The 13,941-nt window shown below is 64.8% G+C and carries 10 protein-coding genes; 1 reads left to right on the top strand and 9 read right to left on the bottom strand.

The window, feature by feature from the left end; genetic code table 11:
* Nucleotides 1-2: 2 nt before the first annotated feature.
* Nucleotides 3-2,333: an NADP-dependent malic enzyme gene (locus AC1DUR_RS03830; RefSeq protein WP_477721272.1), complete on the top strand. Its 2,331-nt coding sequence runs from the start codon at nt 3-5 to the stop codon at nt 2,331-2,333.
* Between the two features lie 102 nt (nt 2,334-2,435).
* Here AC1DUR_RS03830 and AC1DUR_RS03835 read toward each other — a convergent pair whose 3' ends face one another.
* The 9 genes from AC1DUR_RS03835 to AC1DUR_RS03875 form a co-directional block, all read right to left on the bottom strand.
* On the bottom strand, nt 2,436-3,722 hold the full coding sequence (locus AC1DUR_RS03835) for a lytic murein transglycosylase (RefSeq protein ID WP_477721273.1): 1,287 nt from the start codon (nt 3,720-3,722) through the stop codon (nt 2,436-2,438).
* A gap of 63 nt (nt 3,723-3,785) precedes the next feature.
* Nucleotides 3,786-4,103: an ElaB/YgaM/YqjD family protein gene (locus AC1DUR_RS03840; protein ID WP_477716453.1), complete on the bottom strand. Its 318-nt coding sequence runs from the start codon at nt 4,101-4,103 to the stop codon at nt 3,786-3,788.
* 85 nt (nt 4,104-4,188) lie between these two features.
* Nucleotides 4,189-5,118, bottom strand: coding sequence for an amino acid ABC transporter substrate-binding protein (locus tag AC1DUR_RS03845; RefSeq protein ID WP_477716452.1), 930 nt, complete (start codon nt 5,116-5,118; stop codon nt 4,189-4,191).
* 10 nt (nt 5,119-5,128) lie between these two features.
* Complete coding sequence (locus tag AC1DUR_RS03850; protein WP_477716451.1) at nt 5,129-6,436, bottom strand: dicarboxylate/amino acid:cation symporter; 1,308 nt, start codon at nt 6,434-6,436, stop codon at nt 5,129-5,131.
* 85 nt (nt 6,437-6,521) lie between these two features.
* The gene (locus AC1DUR_RS03855) at nt 6,522-7,526 is read right to left on the bottom strand and encodes a C45 family autoproteolytic acyltransferase/hydolase (RefSeq protein WP_477716450.1); all 1,005 of its coding nucleotides are present in this window, start codon (nt 7,524-7,526) and stop codon (nt 6,522-6,524) included.
* A 13-nt stretch (nt 7,527-7,539) separates the two neighbouring features.
* Complete coding sequence (locus tag AC1DUR_RS03860; RefSeq protein WP_477716449.1) at nt 7,540-8,997, bottom strand: biotin carboxylase; 1,458 nt, start codon at nt 8,995-8,997, stop codon at nt 7,540-7,542.
* Nucleotides 8,994-11,876: an aminotransferase class I/II-fold pyridoxal phosphate-dependent enzyme gene (locus AC1DUR_RS03865; RefSeq protein ID WP_477716448.1), complete on the bottom strand. Its 2,883-nt coding sequence runs from the start codon at nt 11,874-11,876 to the stop codon at nt 8,994-8,996. Before AC1DUR_RS03865 ends, AC1DUR_RS03860 begins: the two co-directional genes overlap by 4 nt.
* 77 nt (nt 11,877-11,953) lie before the next feature.
* Entirely contained in the window at nt 11,954-12,847 is an 894-nt protein-coding gene (locus AC1DUR_RS03870; protein WP_477716447.1) for a carbon-nitrogen hydrolase family protein, read from the bottom strand.
* A gap of 96 nt (nt 12,848-12,943) precedes the next feature.
* Nucleotides 12,944-13,858: a LysR substrate-binding domain-containing protein gene (locus tag AC1DUR_RS03875; protein ID WP_477716446.1), complete on the bottom strand. Its 915-nt coding sequence runs from the start codon at nt 13,856-13,858 to the stop codon at nt 12,944-12,946.
* Between the last annotated feature and the right edge of the window lie 83 nt (nt 13,859-13,941).

Consider the following 13,941-nt stretch of genomic DNA (forward strand, 5'->3'; position numbering starts at 1 on the left):
CGATGAGTGACACACTGAAGCGCGACGCCCTCGACTACCACCGCTATCCCACGCCGGGCAAGATCTCGGTGACCCCCACCAAGGCCATGGCGACCCAGCGCGACTTGGGCCTGGCCTATTCCCCGGGCGTGGCCGAAGCCTGCCTGGCGATTGTGGAGGACCCGCGCGAGGCGGGCAACCTGACGGCGCGCAACAACCTGGTGGCCGTGATCACCAACGGCACGGCCGTGCTGGGGCTGGGCAACATCGGCGCGCTGGCGGGCAAGCCGGTGATGGAGGGCAAGGGCTGCCTGTTCAAGAAGTTCGCCGGCATCGACGTCTTCGACATCGAGCTCGACGAACTCGACCCCGACAAGCTGATCGACACCATCGCGCGGATGGAGCCCACCTTCGGCGGTATCAACCTCGAAGACATCAAGGCGCCCGAGTGCTTCTACATCGAGAAAAAGCTGCGCGAGCGCATGAAGATTCCGGTGTTCCATGACGACCAGCACGGCACGGCCATTGTCGCCGCCGCGGCCATCCTGAACGCGCTGCGGCTGGTGAAAAAAGACATTGCCGAAGTCAAGCTGGTGTGCTCCGGCGCCGGCGCGGCGGCGCTGGCTTGCCTGGACCTGATCATCAGCCTGGGCCTGAAGCGGGCCAATGTTCTTGTCATCGACAGCAAGGGCGTGCTGTTCGCCGGCCGCGAAGGGCTTGACGACAGCAAGGCGCGCTACGCGCAGGAAACCCGCGCGCGGACCCTGGCCCATGCCTGCGAGGGCGCCGACGTGTTCCTGGGCCTGTCTTCCGCCGGTGTGCTCAAGCCCGAGATGGTCAAGACCATGGCGCGCGACCCCATCATCCTGGCGCTGGCCAACCCGGACCCGGAGATCAGTCCGGAAGAGGCGCTGGCCGCGCGTCCCGACGCGATTCTGGGAACGGGGCGTTCGGACTATCCGAACCAGATCAACAACGTGCTGTGCTTTCCCTTTATCTTCCGCGGCGCGCTGGACGTCGGCGCCACCACCATCAATGAGGAGATGAAGCTGGCCACGGTGCGCGCCATCGCCGAGCTGGCCCATGCCGAGATCCCGGAATCCGTGGCCAAGGCCTACGGCGCCGCCGGCCTTCGCTTCGGCCGCGACTACCTGATCCCCAAGCCCTTTGATCCTCGCCTGATCGAAATGGTGGCGCCCGCCGTGGCGCGAGCCGCCATGGATTCGGGCGTCGCCACCCGCCCCATCGCCGACATCGAGGCCTACCGTGGCGGTCTCGCGCGCTTCGTCTACCGCTCCGGCTCGGTCATGCAGCCGGTGTTCGCCGCGGCGCAGAAGGCACCCAGGCGTGTGGTCTATGCCGAAGGCGAAGACGAGCGCGTGCTGCGCGCCGTGCAGATCGTGGTCGACGAGGGGCTCGCCTGGCCGATCCTGGTGGGCCGTCCGTTGGTGGTGGAGCAGCGCATCCAGGACTACGGGCTGCGCCTGGCGCCGGGCCGCGACTTCGAACTCGTCGATCCGGATACCGACGCACGCCTGCCGCAGGCCGCCCAGGCCTACTACCAGCTCACGCGGCTCAAGGGTGTCACGCCGCTCGCGGCCGAGTCCGCCTTGCGTCGCAACCCCACGGCACTGGCCGCGATGCTGGTGCACCGCGGTGAGGCCGATGCCTTGCTGTGTGGCATGTGGGGCGGCTTTCGCAGCCACCTCGACGTCGTCGCCGCCGTCATCGGCTTGCGCCCAGGCGTCGAGACACTGGGGGCGATGAACATGCTGATGCTGCCCGAGCGCACGCTGTTCATCTGCGACACCCACGTCAACTACGATCCGAGCCCCCAGCAGCTCGCCGAGATCGCCGTGCTGGCGGCCGACGAGGTTCGCCGCTTCGGCGTGGTGCCGCACGCGGCCCTGCTGTCGCACTCGAGCTTCGGCAGCGAGGACACGCCCAGTGCGCGCAAGATGCGCCGCGCGCTTGAGCTGATCCGCTCGCTCAAGCCGCGCTTCGAGGTCGAGGGGGAGATGTACGGCGATGCCGCCTTGTCCAAGGAACTGCTGGACCAGGTGCATCCTGGTTCGGCGTTGACGCGTGACGCCAACCTGCTGGTGATGCCCACACTCGATGCGGCCAACATCACCTTCAATGTGCTCAAGGCCACGGCGGGCCATGGCATCACCGTGGGGCCCATCCTGCTAGGCCTGGCCCAGCCGGCTCACATCCTCACCCCCACGGCCACCGTCAGGCGCATCGTCAACATGTCGGCGCTGGCTTCAGTGGACTGCGCGTCGGAATGGTCCAGCCGCACCGCCAGCTCGGTGCTCTCGCAGATCCGCGCCGGTACTGATGAGCTGGCGTAGTGCCGAGCGCCGTAGTAACCCGCATTCGCACGCGCGGCCAGTGCAGGTTGTCCCATATCGGCATCATCAGAGTAGCGCACGAAATAGCGAACAAACTCGAGGCTACGGCTGCTGCAGTCGCAGCAGCAAGTCTAAATCAGGATACCCATCTGCAGGCAATCCGATGCTGCGTTGGTAGCTCCGGATGCCGTCCCGCGTAACCGGCCCCATTATGCCGTCGGGTGTGCCGCTGGCAAAGCCACGCTGGTTCAAGGCTGTTTGCAGCGCCTGCAACTGGCTGCGCGTCAGCGCCTGCAGATCGCGCGGCCAGGGCGCTTGCACGGCGGGGCCGTCGGACAGGCGCTGCGCCAGCAGGCTGACTCCCAGCGCATAGCTGGTGGAATTGTTGTAGCGCAGGATGGCGCGGAAGCTGGGGCCGCCCAGGAAGGCGGGGCCGCGCGCCCCGGCGGGCAGCAGCAGGTCTGCGTCGGCCAGGGCCGGCAGCGGCGCGCCGTCCATGCTGCGCACGCCTTCGGCAGCCCACTGGGCCGAAGTTTGCCGCAGCCCGGCATCGGCGCGGCCAACATCGAAGCCCGGCGGCAGCTGGACCTCGGTGCCCCAGGGTTGGTCGGCCTGCCATCCAGAGCGCGCCAGGAAATTCGCGGTCGAGGCCATGACGTCGGCCATGCTGCCCCAGATGTCGCGCCGGCCGTCGCCGTCGGCATCCACGGCATAGGCCAGGAAGTTCGACAGCAGGAACTGGGTCTGGCCCATGGCGCCGGCCCAGGAGCCAACCATGTGCACGCGGTCGATGTCGCCGTTCTGCAGGATCTTCAGGGCCGCGAGCAACTGGCCGCGCGCCCAGTCCTCGCGCCGGCCCTCGAAGCCCAGCGACGCCAGTGCGTCGATGGTGGGGATATCGCCGTAGTTGCTGCCGTAGTTGCTCTCCATGCCCCAGATGGCGACCAGGATACTGACGGGCACGCCGTAGCGCGCGGCGGCAGCGTCGGCCTCAGCGCGCACCTGCCGCAGCTTGTCCTGGCCGCGCGCCACGCGCTGGGGCGACACCGCGCTGTCCAGGTAGTCCCAGACCGTACGGGTGAATTCGGGCTGCGCACGGTCCTGTTCGACCACGCGCGGCAGGTAATGGGCGCCGTCGAGCGCGGCCTGCAGCGTTGCCTCGCCAATGCCTGCGGCGCGCGCGGTGGCGCGCAAGCCATCGACCCAGCGCGCGAAACGCTGCTGGAGCGCGGCTTCATCGGTCGCGGCCTCCGCTGGTGGGCCATTGGTGGCAGCGGCCGGCGGCTGGGGCGCCTTCGAAGGCCCGGCGGCGCAGCCCGCCAGGGCCACGGCCAGCACTAGGGGGCTCAGCCAGGAGCAGCGCAGCGGCGGAAATGTGGGTTCGTGCATGCCTGCAATTTTCGCCTACGCGCACCACCTCGCCGAAAACCCTGCACGCAACGCAGAACCGGCTCAGTCGAGGTCGCGGCGGCCCAGCAGCCATCCGAGCAGGACACCGGTAGCCAGTGCGCCGGCGGCGATCTTCCAGGGCTGGTCGTGGGCATAGTCGTTGGTCGCGCCGGCGATCTCCTTGGCTCTGCTGGCGGCGATGCGGGCCTTTTCGGCGGCGATTTCGCGGGCCACGGCCATCTTGGTTTCCACGCGCTGGCGCAGTGCTTTGAGCTGGGGCAGAGATTCGACTTCCTTGCCGGAGAGCACGCTGTGCACGTCGCTGGCGAGTTCTTCCACCAGGTTATTGGCGGTGGCTTCAAGGGTTTTAAATTGGCTCATACGAAACATACTTTCTGTTGGCTAAAGGGAGATTTCACAGGCACGTGCATGCCTGCGAAATTGGCTGTGATGGCGCGGCTTTCACTTACTCGCTGCGCACCGTCAAGGTCTCGATGATGGTTTCCAGTTGCGGGCTCATGGGCAAGTTGATGCTGGTGCCGGACTGTGGCAGTTTCTGCAGGAACCAGCGCTTGTATTGGCGCTCGATCTCGCCGTCGATGGCCAGGGCCTGGAAGCTGTCGTTCACCAGTTTGCTCAGCTGCGGGTCGCCTTTGCGGTACATGATGCCGTAAGGGTCGTAGGAGAGAAACTCGCTCACCACCTGGTAGTCGCCGGGACCCTTGCCCTTGTTCTGGGCGATCAGGCCGTAGAGCAGAACATCGTCGGTCGCAAAGGCTTCGGCGCGGCCGCTCGTCACCTGCGCAAACGACTCCGCATGGTCGCCCAGCACCAGCAGATTCAGGTTGAGCTTGAACTTCTCCGACAGCTCGCGCATCGTCTTCTCGTTGGTGGTGCCACGCGTCACGGCCACAGTCTTGCCCGCCAGGTCACGAAACCCCTTGATCGGCGAGCCTTTCTTGACCAGCAGCTTGGTACCTGAGACGAAGATCGTGGGCGAGAAACTCACCCGCTTCTGGCGCTCCAGGTTGTTGGTGGTCGAGCCGCACTCCAGATCGACCTGACCATTGGCCACGGCGTCGATGCGCGACTCGGCCGTGACCGGCGCCCACTTGATCTCCAGGCTCTTGTGCACGGCCTCTTCCATCGAGGCGACCAGGGCCCGGCACAGCTCGATCGAATAGCCGATAGGCTCGCCACGTGCCGACAGGTAGGAGAACGGCACCGACGATACACGGTAGCCGATGGTAACGGCGCCGGTCTCGCGCACCTTGGCCAGCGTGCCGCTGAGCGCGACCGGCGAGCTTGGCGAAGTCGGCTCGGTCTGTGCCAGCGCCACGGACGCCAGCCCGAGCAGCAGTACCGCAGTCAGCGGTGTCTTCCAGAGGAATTGCATGGCTGGGGCCTCAGGTGTGCACCGGCTGCGCCAGGGTAGCCGCACTCTCTGCGTCCAGCGTCTTGGCGTTCTCCGCGGCGGCGTTCTCGGGCAGCAAGGCGCCTTCCCACTTGGCGACCACCGCCGTGGCGATCGAGTTGCCGACCGCGTTGGTTGCCGAGCGTCCCATGTCCAGGAAGGTGTCCACGCCAAGAATGAGCAGCAGGCCCGCCTCGGGGATGTTGAACTGGTTCAGCGTGGCGGCGATCACCACCAGCGAGGCCCGCGGCACACCGGCCATGCCCTTGGAGGTGAGCATCAGGATCAGCAGCATGGTGATCTGCGTGCTGATCGGTAGCGCGATGCCGTATGCCTGAGCGATGAACAGCACTGCGAAGGTACAGTACATCATCGAGCCGTCGAGGTTGAACGAGTAGCCCATGGGCATCACGAAGCTGGAAATCTTGCGCTTGACGCCGAAACGGTCGAGTGCATCGAGGATCTTCGGATAGGCTGCCTCCGAACTGGCCGTGGCAAAGGACAGAAGGAAAGCCTCTTTGATGAGCACCAGCAGCTTGAATACGCGCGGGCCCAGGAAGGTGAAGCCCGCCAGAATCAGCACGGTCCACAGCACGAACAGGCCCAGGTAGAAGTCGCCCATGAAGACCGCGAACTTGAGCAGGATCTCGAGCCCGTTCACCGCCACGGTGGCCGCCATCGCGGCCATCACGGCGAGCGGGGCCAGCTTCATCACGTAGCCGGTGATTTTGAGCATCGCGTGGGCTAGTTCGTCGATGGCTGCCACGAGGGTCTTGCCCTTTTCGCCCAAGGCCGCTAGCGCGACGCCGAAAAACATCGAGAAGACCACGATCTGCAGGATCTCGTTGTTGGCCATGGCCTCGGCGAAGGACTTGGGCACCAGGTGGCTGACGAAGTCTTTCAGCGTGAACTTCGAGGTCGCCAGGTTGGCGGAGGCACCGATGTCGGGCAACGGCAGGCCGAGGTTCAGGCCCGGCTGCAGCCAGTTGGCCATCACCAGTCCGAGCACCAGCGAGATCAGCGAGGCGGTGACGAACCAGCCCAGCGCCTTGCCGAACACCCGCCCGACGGAGGACGCATCGCCCATGTGCGCGATCCCCACAACCAGGGTGGAGAACACCAGTGGCCCGATCAGCATCTTGATCAGCCGCAGGAACACGTCCGACACGATCGAGATGTAACCCGCGATCTGGGTTGCGGCTTTCTTGTCGGGGAACTCAATAAAAACAAAATAGCCGATGATGATCCCGAGCACCATCGCTATCAAAATCCAGGCAGCTGGCGGAAGTTTTCTTTTCATGTCGGAGTCTCCATGTGTGTTGTGGGTCAAAGTTTTCGGTGAAATAGCCCGCACCGCGGCGCGGGCTGGCAAAAAAGGCAAATGGTCAGCTGGGTGGGAAGGCCGGATAGACGACGTCTCGTTGTCCCTCCTTGAAAGTGGCGATGGACTGGACCCAGCTGTCACCGGGCCATAGCAGTTCGGCCTGCCCGCTCAGGGGGCGGTAGACCGCGCTGTACAAGGTGCCGTAGCCGCGCAGCCACGACGACTGGTACAGGGGCGTACGCAGCAGGGCATCCGCCAGCGCCTGTATGGGAGCCAGCTGGTCGATCTGCTGCTGCAGCGCGGCCAGCCGCTGCGGCGAACGCGTAGCCCGCGCATGCTCGGGCCACTCGATGTCATGCTGGAAATTGGTCACCGCCTTGCGCCGCGTGACTTCGGTCGGACGATCGGGTGCGACAAACACGGTGGCCCAGTCGGCGCTGCGGTCCAGCAGGGTCACGCTGTAGCTCATATGCACCGGAACGCGCTGGAGAATGGCGATGGCCTCGGCCGTGCTGTGCGCTGCCTCCAGCACATAGCGCAGCACCAGCGGGATACCAAAGCCCGCGCCGGTCACCGTGCGGCCACCGAAGGACAGGGACGCGCTCAGCCCGGCCTGGTTCACGCCGTCCAGTGCGCCCCACAGGCAGTCGCTCATCGCCAGCACCCGATTCCGCTGGTCGGTCCAGCGTGTGGCCAGCCAGTCGCCTTCCAGCAGCGCGGGCGCGAAATCGTAGTTGCGCAGCAGCACGGGCTCCTGCGCGCCAGCGGGATCGATCCAGACGGCCTGGGCACAGCCGGCGATGTACGGCGGCGGGCACCACAGCGACAGGAAGCGCGCCTCCACGTCGCCGCCGCCGGCCAGCCCGACCAGGCGCTCCCAGGTCGGCACCAGCTCGGGCATGTGCTCTCTGATGGCCCGCCGACTTTCGAGGTAGCTGGGCCGCCCGACCGCGCCGCTGCGCAGAAACCAGGCGCGGTAGCCAGGCCAGGAGCGATTGAAAATGGCCTGCCATTTCTCGCCCGGCTGGTCTTCGCTCACCGCGCGGAAGCTCACATTGATCGACATTGCGTGCGCCGGCTCAGAGAATCTTGAACGAACCCGGTGCTGGCGCCACCGCGTGCTGCGTCGTCACGATAGGCTTGCCGTCGTAGTGGTTCTTGATGCCGCGGATCCAGTCGCGCGCCCGGACGTTGAGCTTGAAGTTGTCGTCCATCGAACGCCCCCGCGTGATCAGGATGCCCAGGTCCGCGCCCTCGTAGCGGTAGTCGCCCGGGCCGGTTATGCGCAGGAAGAAGGCCTCGCGCTCGCTGTCGATCGCGCGGCGCTCGTGGTCGTAGCGCTGGTAGCCCATGGTGCCGTCTTCGCTCAGGCGATAGATGCCGGTGGCGGGTGCGCGCGTCACCTGGTCGACCTTGTCCTCGGTGTACTTGATGACCACCTGCGACCAGGAGTCGATGAAGTGCGGCTGCGCCCAGCGCTCGTTGATCTCGCGCACATTGAGGTCGAAGGGCACGCCCGAGAACTCGAGCAGGTGGAACAGGAACAGCGGTGCATCCGCGTAGGCGAAGGCCGCGTGGTTGGTCATCGGGCTGGCGCCGCAGATGCGCGGGTTGAGTTCGCCCAGGTAGACCTCGCCGTTGTCCTGGTCGATCAGGAAGTCGAGGTCGAAGTAGCCGCGGTAGCCCTCTTCCAGCAACTGGTTGCCGAAGCGTTCGGCCATGTCGCGGGCCTTCTGCCGCACGCCTTCGGAGAAGGCGCCGGGAAACACCTCGTTGCCGCACCAGCCGCCCTTGTAGGGAGTCAGTTCCTTGGCGCCCACCACCTCGGTGAGCAGCGGCCCGACCAGCGTGCCCGACTGCGTGGCACACGCTTCCAGCGTGGCGCCGCGGCAGTTGATGCGTTTCATGATCTTGACCTCGGGGTCGTTGACGATTTCGTCCTTGTGCTTGTTGAAGTCGTCCTCGTTGGCGATGAAAAAGGTGGTGTGGCCAGAATCACCAAAGGCCGACTGCACCACCAGGTCGCGGCCGAGCTTGTTGCGTTCCGCGATCTGCATCAGGTGCTGGTAGCTGTCGACTTTTTCCAGGGCGTTGGGCACCGAGAAGACGCCGGCCTTGTTGCCGATGCGCACGGTTTCCATCTTGTTGTCGCAGCGCTGGCGCAGCTTGGCGGGTGGGAACCACACGTCCATGCCCAGCTCGCCGGCCAGCGCCTCGGTCTTCTCGTCGAACATCAGGAAGGTGGCGACGGGCTTGCCGCCGCGACGCTCGATCAGGTCGATGACTTCCTTGTGCTGCAACAAGTAATTGCTGATGTCCTCGATCGACTCGAACTCCGCGTGCGGGCTTTCACTGGGCACGAAAACGTTCGGGTGGCGCCCGTCGAAGCAATCGATGTAGTTGATGTAGCGAAAGCGATTGACCCAGCGGTCGACGCCCAGCAGATTGAAGTTGGTTGCGCCGATGAAATAGATGGGCCGCTCGTTGCGGTGAAACATCAGCAACAGATCGGAAATGCTCTTGACTTTATTGCTCACTTGTTGCTCCTCTTGGTGGACTTGGCAGGGGTGGTTTCTGCAACAGCGGTGGTGACCGCCTCGTTTTGGGGATCTTGTTCCTGCGGCAGCGCCGCTCTGCCGGCGACGGCCAGCGCGGCGCGGGCCGCCGTGGCCTGGGCGGCGCGGGCCAGCGCAACTTCATTGAAGATGCGAAAGCCCAGCTCGGGCCGGAAGCCATGGATCTCGCGCACGTCGAGCGCGGCCATGAACTGCAGGATTTCGGCGCTGATCACCTGCCCCGGCACCAGGATCGGGAAGCCCGGCGGATAGGGAATCACAAACAGCGCCGAGACCAGCTCGCGGCCCGCGCGGATCTCTTTCGCGGCCTCCTCCATGCCGATGTATTCGCAGTTGATGTCGTCGTAGGACAGGAAAAAGGCGCTGCGGATATCGCCGTCGCGCGTCTCGGCGCGGCCCTCCACGCTGCGCCCGCGGAACGCGAAATGGAAGCTCGAGAAATCGGGCAGCGGCGGCTGTTCCAGCGTCAGCGAGCGCACCCGCTTCTCGTGGATGCGCCGCTCGATGGCGCTCATGTCGGTCACGCGGTCATCGACGTCGCGCGCGATCTTCACCAGCACCTCGAGCAGATAGGCGATCGCCGAACGGGTGCTGCCGATGTTGGTCATGAACAGCACGGTGTTGCGCGAGGTCTTGTTGATCTGGATGCCGTACTTGTCCATCAACTCCTTGTTCTTGAAGGTGTCGCCGTCCATGCCGGTGGCGCCGATGGTCAGGGTGGCGCGCGTCGGGTCGAGTGCGAACTCGTCGGTGCGCCAGGCCGCTTCCAGATTGTTCCAGCCGTTCTCGTCGTTGTAGTAGGACTCGACCCCCGATTCGCGGTATGGCAGAGGCACCACATCGCTGACGCGCAGGAAGCGGAAATAGCGTTTCAGCAGCGGGTGGATGCGTACCTGTTCGCGCAGACTCATCGCCAGCTCGAGCTGGCGCTGGATCAGCTCGTAGCCCTCGAGTTCGACCTGGCGCCGACCGACGTCGAGCGAGGCCAGGATCTGGTAGTTCGGCGAGGTCGAGGTGTGCGTCATATAGGCCTCGTGGAAAGCCTCCTCGGCCTTGTCCTTGAAGTCCTGGTCCCACACATGGATCATCGAGCCCTGGCGCAAGGCCGTAAGCGTCTTGTGGGTGGAGTGGGTGGCATACACGCGCACCCGCGCCTTGGCCGGGTCGGGCAGCAGCCGCTGGTCCAGCAAGGCCTGGTCGTCATCCCAGTCCAGGCCGGCACGGAATTCGGCATAGCGCTGCGCGTACTGCGGGTCTTTCAGCGTCTCGGCCAGCTTGGCCGCCGCCGCCATGCCGGTACGCTGGCGGTAGATCGGGTGGCAGCGCGCGAAGGCGAACCAGGCTTCGTCCCACAGGAACACCAGGTCCGGCTTGATCGCCAGACATTCCATCATCACGCGCTCGACGTCGTAGACGATGCCATCGAAGGTGCAGTTGGTCAGCAGCACCATGCGCACGCGCTCCAGCGTGCCGGCGCGCCGAAAGCCCAGCAGCGTCTCCTTGATATGGCGGATCGGCACCGCGCCATACATCGAGTACTGATCGAGCGGATAGGAGTCGAGATAGGCCACCTGGGCCCCCGCCAGCACCAGGCCATAGTGGTGCGACTTGTGGCAGTTGCGGTCGACCAGCACGATGTCTTCGGGACGCACCATCGCCTGCACCACGATCTTGTTGCAGGTGGAGGTTCCGTTGGTTGCGAAATAGGTGCGCCGGGCCCCGAAGGCGCGCGCCGCGTACTCCTGTGCCACCTTGAGCGGACCGACCGGATCGAGCAGCGAATCGAGCCCGCCCGAGGTGGCCGAAGTCTCGGCCATGAACAGGTTCATGCCGTAGAACTGTGCCAGGTCGCCGATCCAGTTGGAGTTCATGATCGATTTGCCGCGCGCCAGCGGCAGCGCATGGAACACGCCGGTCGGCTGCTTCGCATATTCGCGCAGCGCATTGAAGAAGGGCGTGCGATGCCGCTCGCCCACGCCCTTCATGATCGAGCTGTAGAGCTCGATGTGGTCTTCCTCGCCGAAGAAGATGCGCTTGAAAACTTCGCCCACGCGCGCCGCAATGTCCTCGACATTGACGTCGGTCACCAGGTACAGGTCGAGCTCGGGGCGGATCTTGGCGATTCGGCGCCCCAGCAGGGGGCCGCGCTCGAACTCGGGCATCATCTCGATGCCCTCGTCGAGCCCATCGAGAAAGCGCCGCAGCATATCGTTGTGGTTGACCGAGCGGAACGGGAAGCCGTGCCGGATCACCACGGCCTGCAGATTGAAATTGACCAGCGTGGCCATCAGCGCATCTTCGAAGCTGGGGACCACCACGATGTCAAAGATGAAGTCGTCGTCGGCGCTGCGCTTGCGCTGGACGCGGCGGCGCAATGCGTCTTCCTCGCTGGCCGACATCTCGTCGACGATCAGCACTTCAAAGTAGGGGCGCGACAGCTGCGCCTGGCGTTCGCTGTCGGTCTCGATCTGCGACGGCAGCTCCGAGTCGCCGTCCAGCGCGTTGGACTCATGGCGGTAGGTCCGCGCCGCCAGCACTCGATGGATGCGGCGTGCGGCCGAATGCGCCCGCGCCAATTCCCCGCGCTCGATCCAGTTGCATAGCTCGTTGAAAACCCTGCCGCCCGGGAAGGCCCAGTAGCTCTCGATGGGCGCGAGTTCGTTGCTCAGATCCGTGACTTTTTTCAGCCGCCGCGCGTACTCGGCGTGGTCGCTGGGCAGGATGTTCAATTGGCTCAGATGGTCGACCAGACCGATCCAGCTGTCCGCACGCATCTCCCACACGCTGCGATGGCGGCTCAGTGAGGGCTGCCCTTTTTTGCTAGGCGTTCCAGCATTCATGTTTGTCTCCTGGGGACACTGCGGAGTGCTTGTGTGTCCCGAATTTTTGTTGATGGCGAATCTGGGATGCTTGGGGGTCAGTCGGGTTTTTTCAGCGCCCCCAATGTGTTCAGATAGGGATAGGCCGGGTTGTTCTCCCGGTAGACGTCAAACACGCATTCGCGGTCGCGAAAGCTCTTCAGCGGTTGCCCCAGATTGCTGCGCAAGCCGCGCTCGCGCTCGCGCCGGACACGCGCGAAATCGACGTCGATGGCCATGATCTCGGCGCCGCCGTCGGCCTGGTGCAATACATAGCCCGACGGGTCGCAGATGATGGAGCGGCCCACGCCGCCGTCGCCCACGCCGTTGACGTCAAAGAAGTACACCTGGTTGGTCACCGCGGATGCACGGGCGATCGACAGTTCCACATCGCGGTCGATGGTGTCCGTCATGGTGGGGTGCAGAATCACTTCGGCCCCCATCGCCGCCAGCGTGCGCGTGGTCTCGGGAAACCACATGTCGTAGCAGATCGAGACCCCGAAGCGGCCCGCGCCGGGCACGTCGAAAACGCAGAACTCCGAACCGCCCGCAACGTCGCGCTCGTAGGGTCGGAAAGGGAACAGCTTGCGGAATCGCGCAATCACTTCGCCTTGCGGATTGATCACCGGCGTGGTGTTGTAAATGACCGGGCCGGTGGGCCCCTCGGCCCGCTCGAACAGCGAGCCGGGTATGAACCACAAGCCGGTCTCGCGGGCCAGTTCGCACAGGCGGGCCTCGGTGGGACCGGGCAGCGGCTCGGCCTTGTTGCGCCCGGGGCCGTGCGCCGAGAGCTCGGAGAAAAGCACCATCTTCACCCACGGAAAACGCGCACGGATATGGCGCAGATAGCCGCCCATGCGTTCCACGTTGCTATCGAATGCAGAAACATTCATCTGTACGCCCGCCACACCAAAAGTGCTGGCCGCGTCGTGCTGCATATGTGCACCGTTCATTGATCCAAATCTCCTATCGTGATTGATTGATGTACTTGCTAAGAACCCATCGCGTTCGTGGCGCGGCCTGGTGCAGCGGAGCACGCCCGAAACGCGTCAACGCTTTTCATTTCCGCAGACCCAGGACCACATGGCATCGATCACCGGCTTGGAACTCTGGGACGCGCGGTAGAGCCGAACTTCCAGGTTGGTCGTCCATTCGTCCGATCCGGCGACCGCCACCTTCCCGTCCTCGAGTTCGGTGACCACACAGCTCTCCGGCAGCCAGCCTATGCCGTGGCCGGCAACCACCATGGCCTTGAGGGCCTCGGACATATGGGTCTCGAAATTGCGCCGCAGATTGCACGGCGTGCGGGCGTTCAGCAGGGTCATCTCGACGACGTTGCCCAGAAAAGCCCCCGACGAATAGGCCATGAACGGCAGCGGATCTTCGCTGGACCCGGGCAGGCTAAACAGGGGCTTGCCGCTGGCGTCCATCGCGGAGAACGGCAGGATTCTCTCGACGCCCAGCAGCAGATAGGGAAACAGATTGGGGTCCAGCAGGATCGGCAGCTGCGGATGGTGGTAGGCCAGCAGGAGGTCGCAGTTGCCCTCCACCAGTTGCTGCACGCCCGCGGGCACATTCACCGCATGGACGCGGGCCACCAGCGGACCGAAGCTCTGGTGCAGCTTCTTGAGCCAGACCGGAAAGAAAGTGAGCGCCAGCGTGTGGGCCACGGAGAACTGGACCACCTTCTCCGGCTCGGCCAGGGGCTGATATCCCCCCAGCAAGGTGCGCGCCGCATAGGCGTCATGCAGCAGGTCCGCCGCTATGCGGCGAAACAGCCAGCCCGCCGAGGTCAGGGTCGCCGGATGGACGCTGCGGTCCACCAGATCCACGCCCAGCCACTCTTCCAGGGCCATGATGCGCCGGCTGAACGCGGACTGGGTGATGTGCCGGTCTGTCGCCGCGCGCGAGAAGCTGCGCGACTCGGCCAGGCTCAAAAAGTCCTCAAGCCATTTAACTTCCATTTGGTAACCCCAATGCGGCAAAAAGACGTGTCATCGAATGCTGCTATAGCGTAGTCCCATATCCCCGGGCGTGCCACTGTTAT

The sequence above is a fragment of the Polaromonas sp. P4_F4 genome (genome assembly GCF_056401355.1).

Bases quoted from the DNA above. Each gene is read 5' to 3' on its own strand.
- AC1DUR_RS03850 (WP_477716451.1), bottom strand. From the start codon at position 6,436: ATGAAAAGAAAACTTCCGCCAGCTGCCTGGATTTTGATAGCGATGGTG.
- AC1DUR_RS03865 (WP_477716448.1), bottom strand. From the start codon at position 11,876: ATGAATGCTGGAACGCCTAGCAAAAAAGGGCAGCCCTCACTGAGCCGC.
- AC1DUR_RS03840 (WP_477716453.1), bottom strand. From the start codon at position 4,103: ATGAGCCAATTTAAAACCCTTGAAGCCACCGCCAATAACCTGGTGGAA.
- AC1DUR_RS03875 (WP_477716446.1), bottom strand. From the start codon at position 13,858: ATGGAAGTTAAATGGCTTGAGGACTTTTTGAGCCTGGCCGAGTCGCGC.
- AC1DUR_RS03855 (WP_477716450.1), bottom strand. From the start codon at position 7,526: ATGTCGATCAATGTGAGCTTCCGCGCGGTGAGCGAAGACCAGCCGGGC.
- AC1DUR_RS03830 (WP_477721272.1), top strand. From the start codon at position 3: ATGAGTGACACACTGAAGCGCGACGCCCTCGACTACCACCGCTATCCC.
- AC1DUR_RS03845 (WP_477716452.1), bottom strand. From the start codon at position 5,118: ATGCAATTCCTCTGGAAGACACCGCTGACTGCGGTACTGCTGCTCGGG.
- AC1DUR_RS03835 (WP_477721273.1), bottom strand. From the start codon at position 3,722: ATGCACGAACCCACATTTCCGCCGCTGCGCTGCTCCTGGCTGAGCCCC.
- AC1DUR_RS03870 (WP_477716447.1), bottom strand. From the start codon at position 12,847: ATGAACGGTGCACATATGCAGCACGACGCGGCCAGCACTTTTGGTGTG.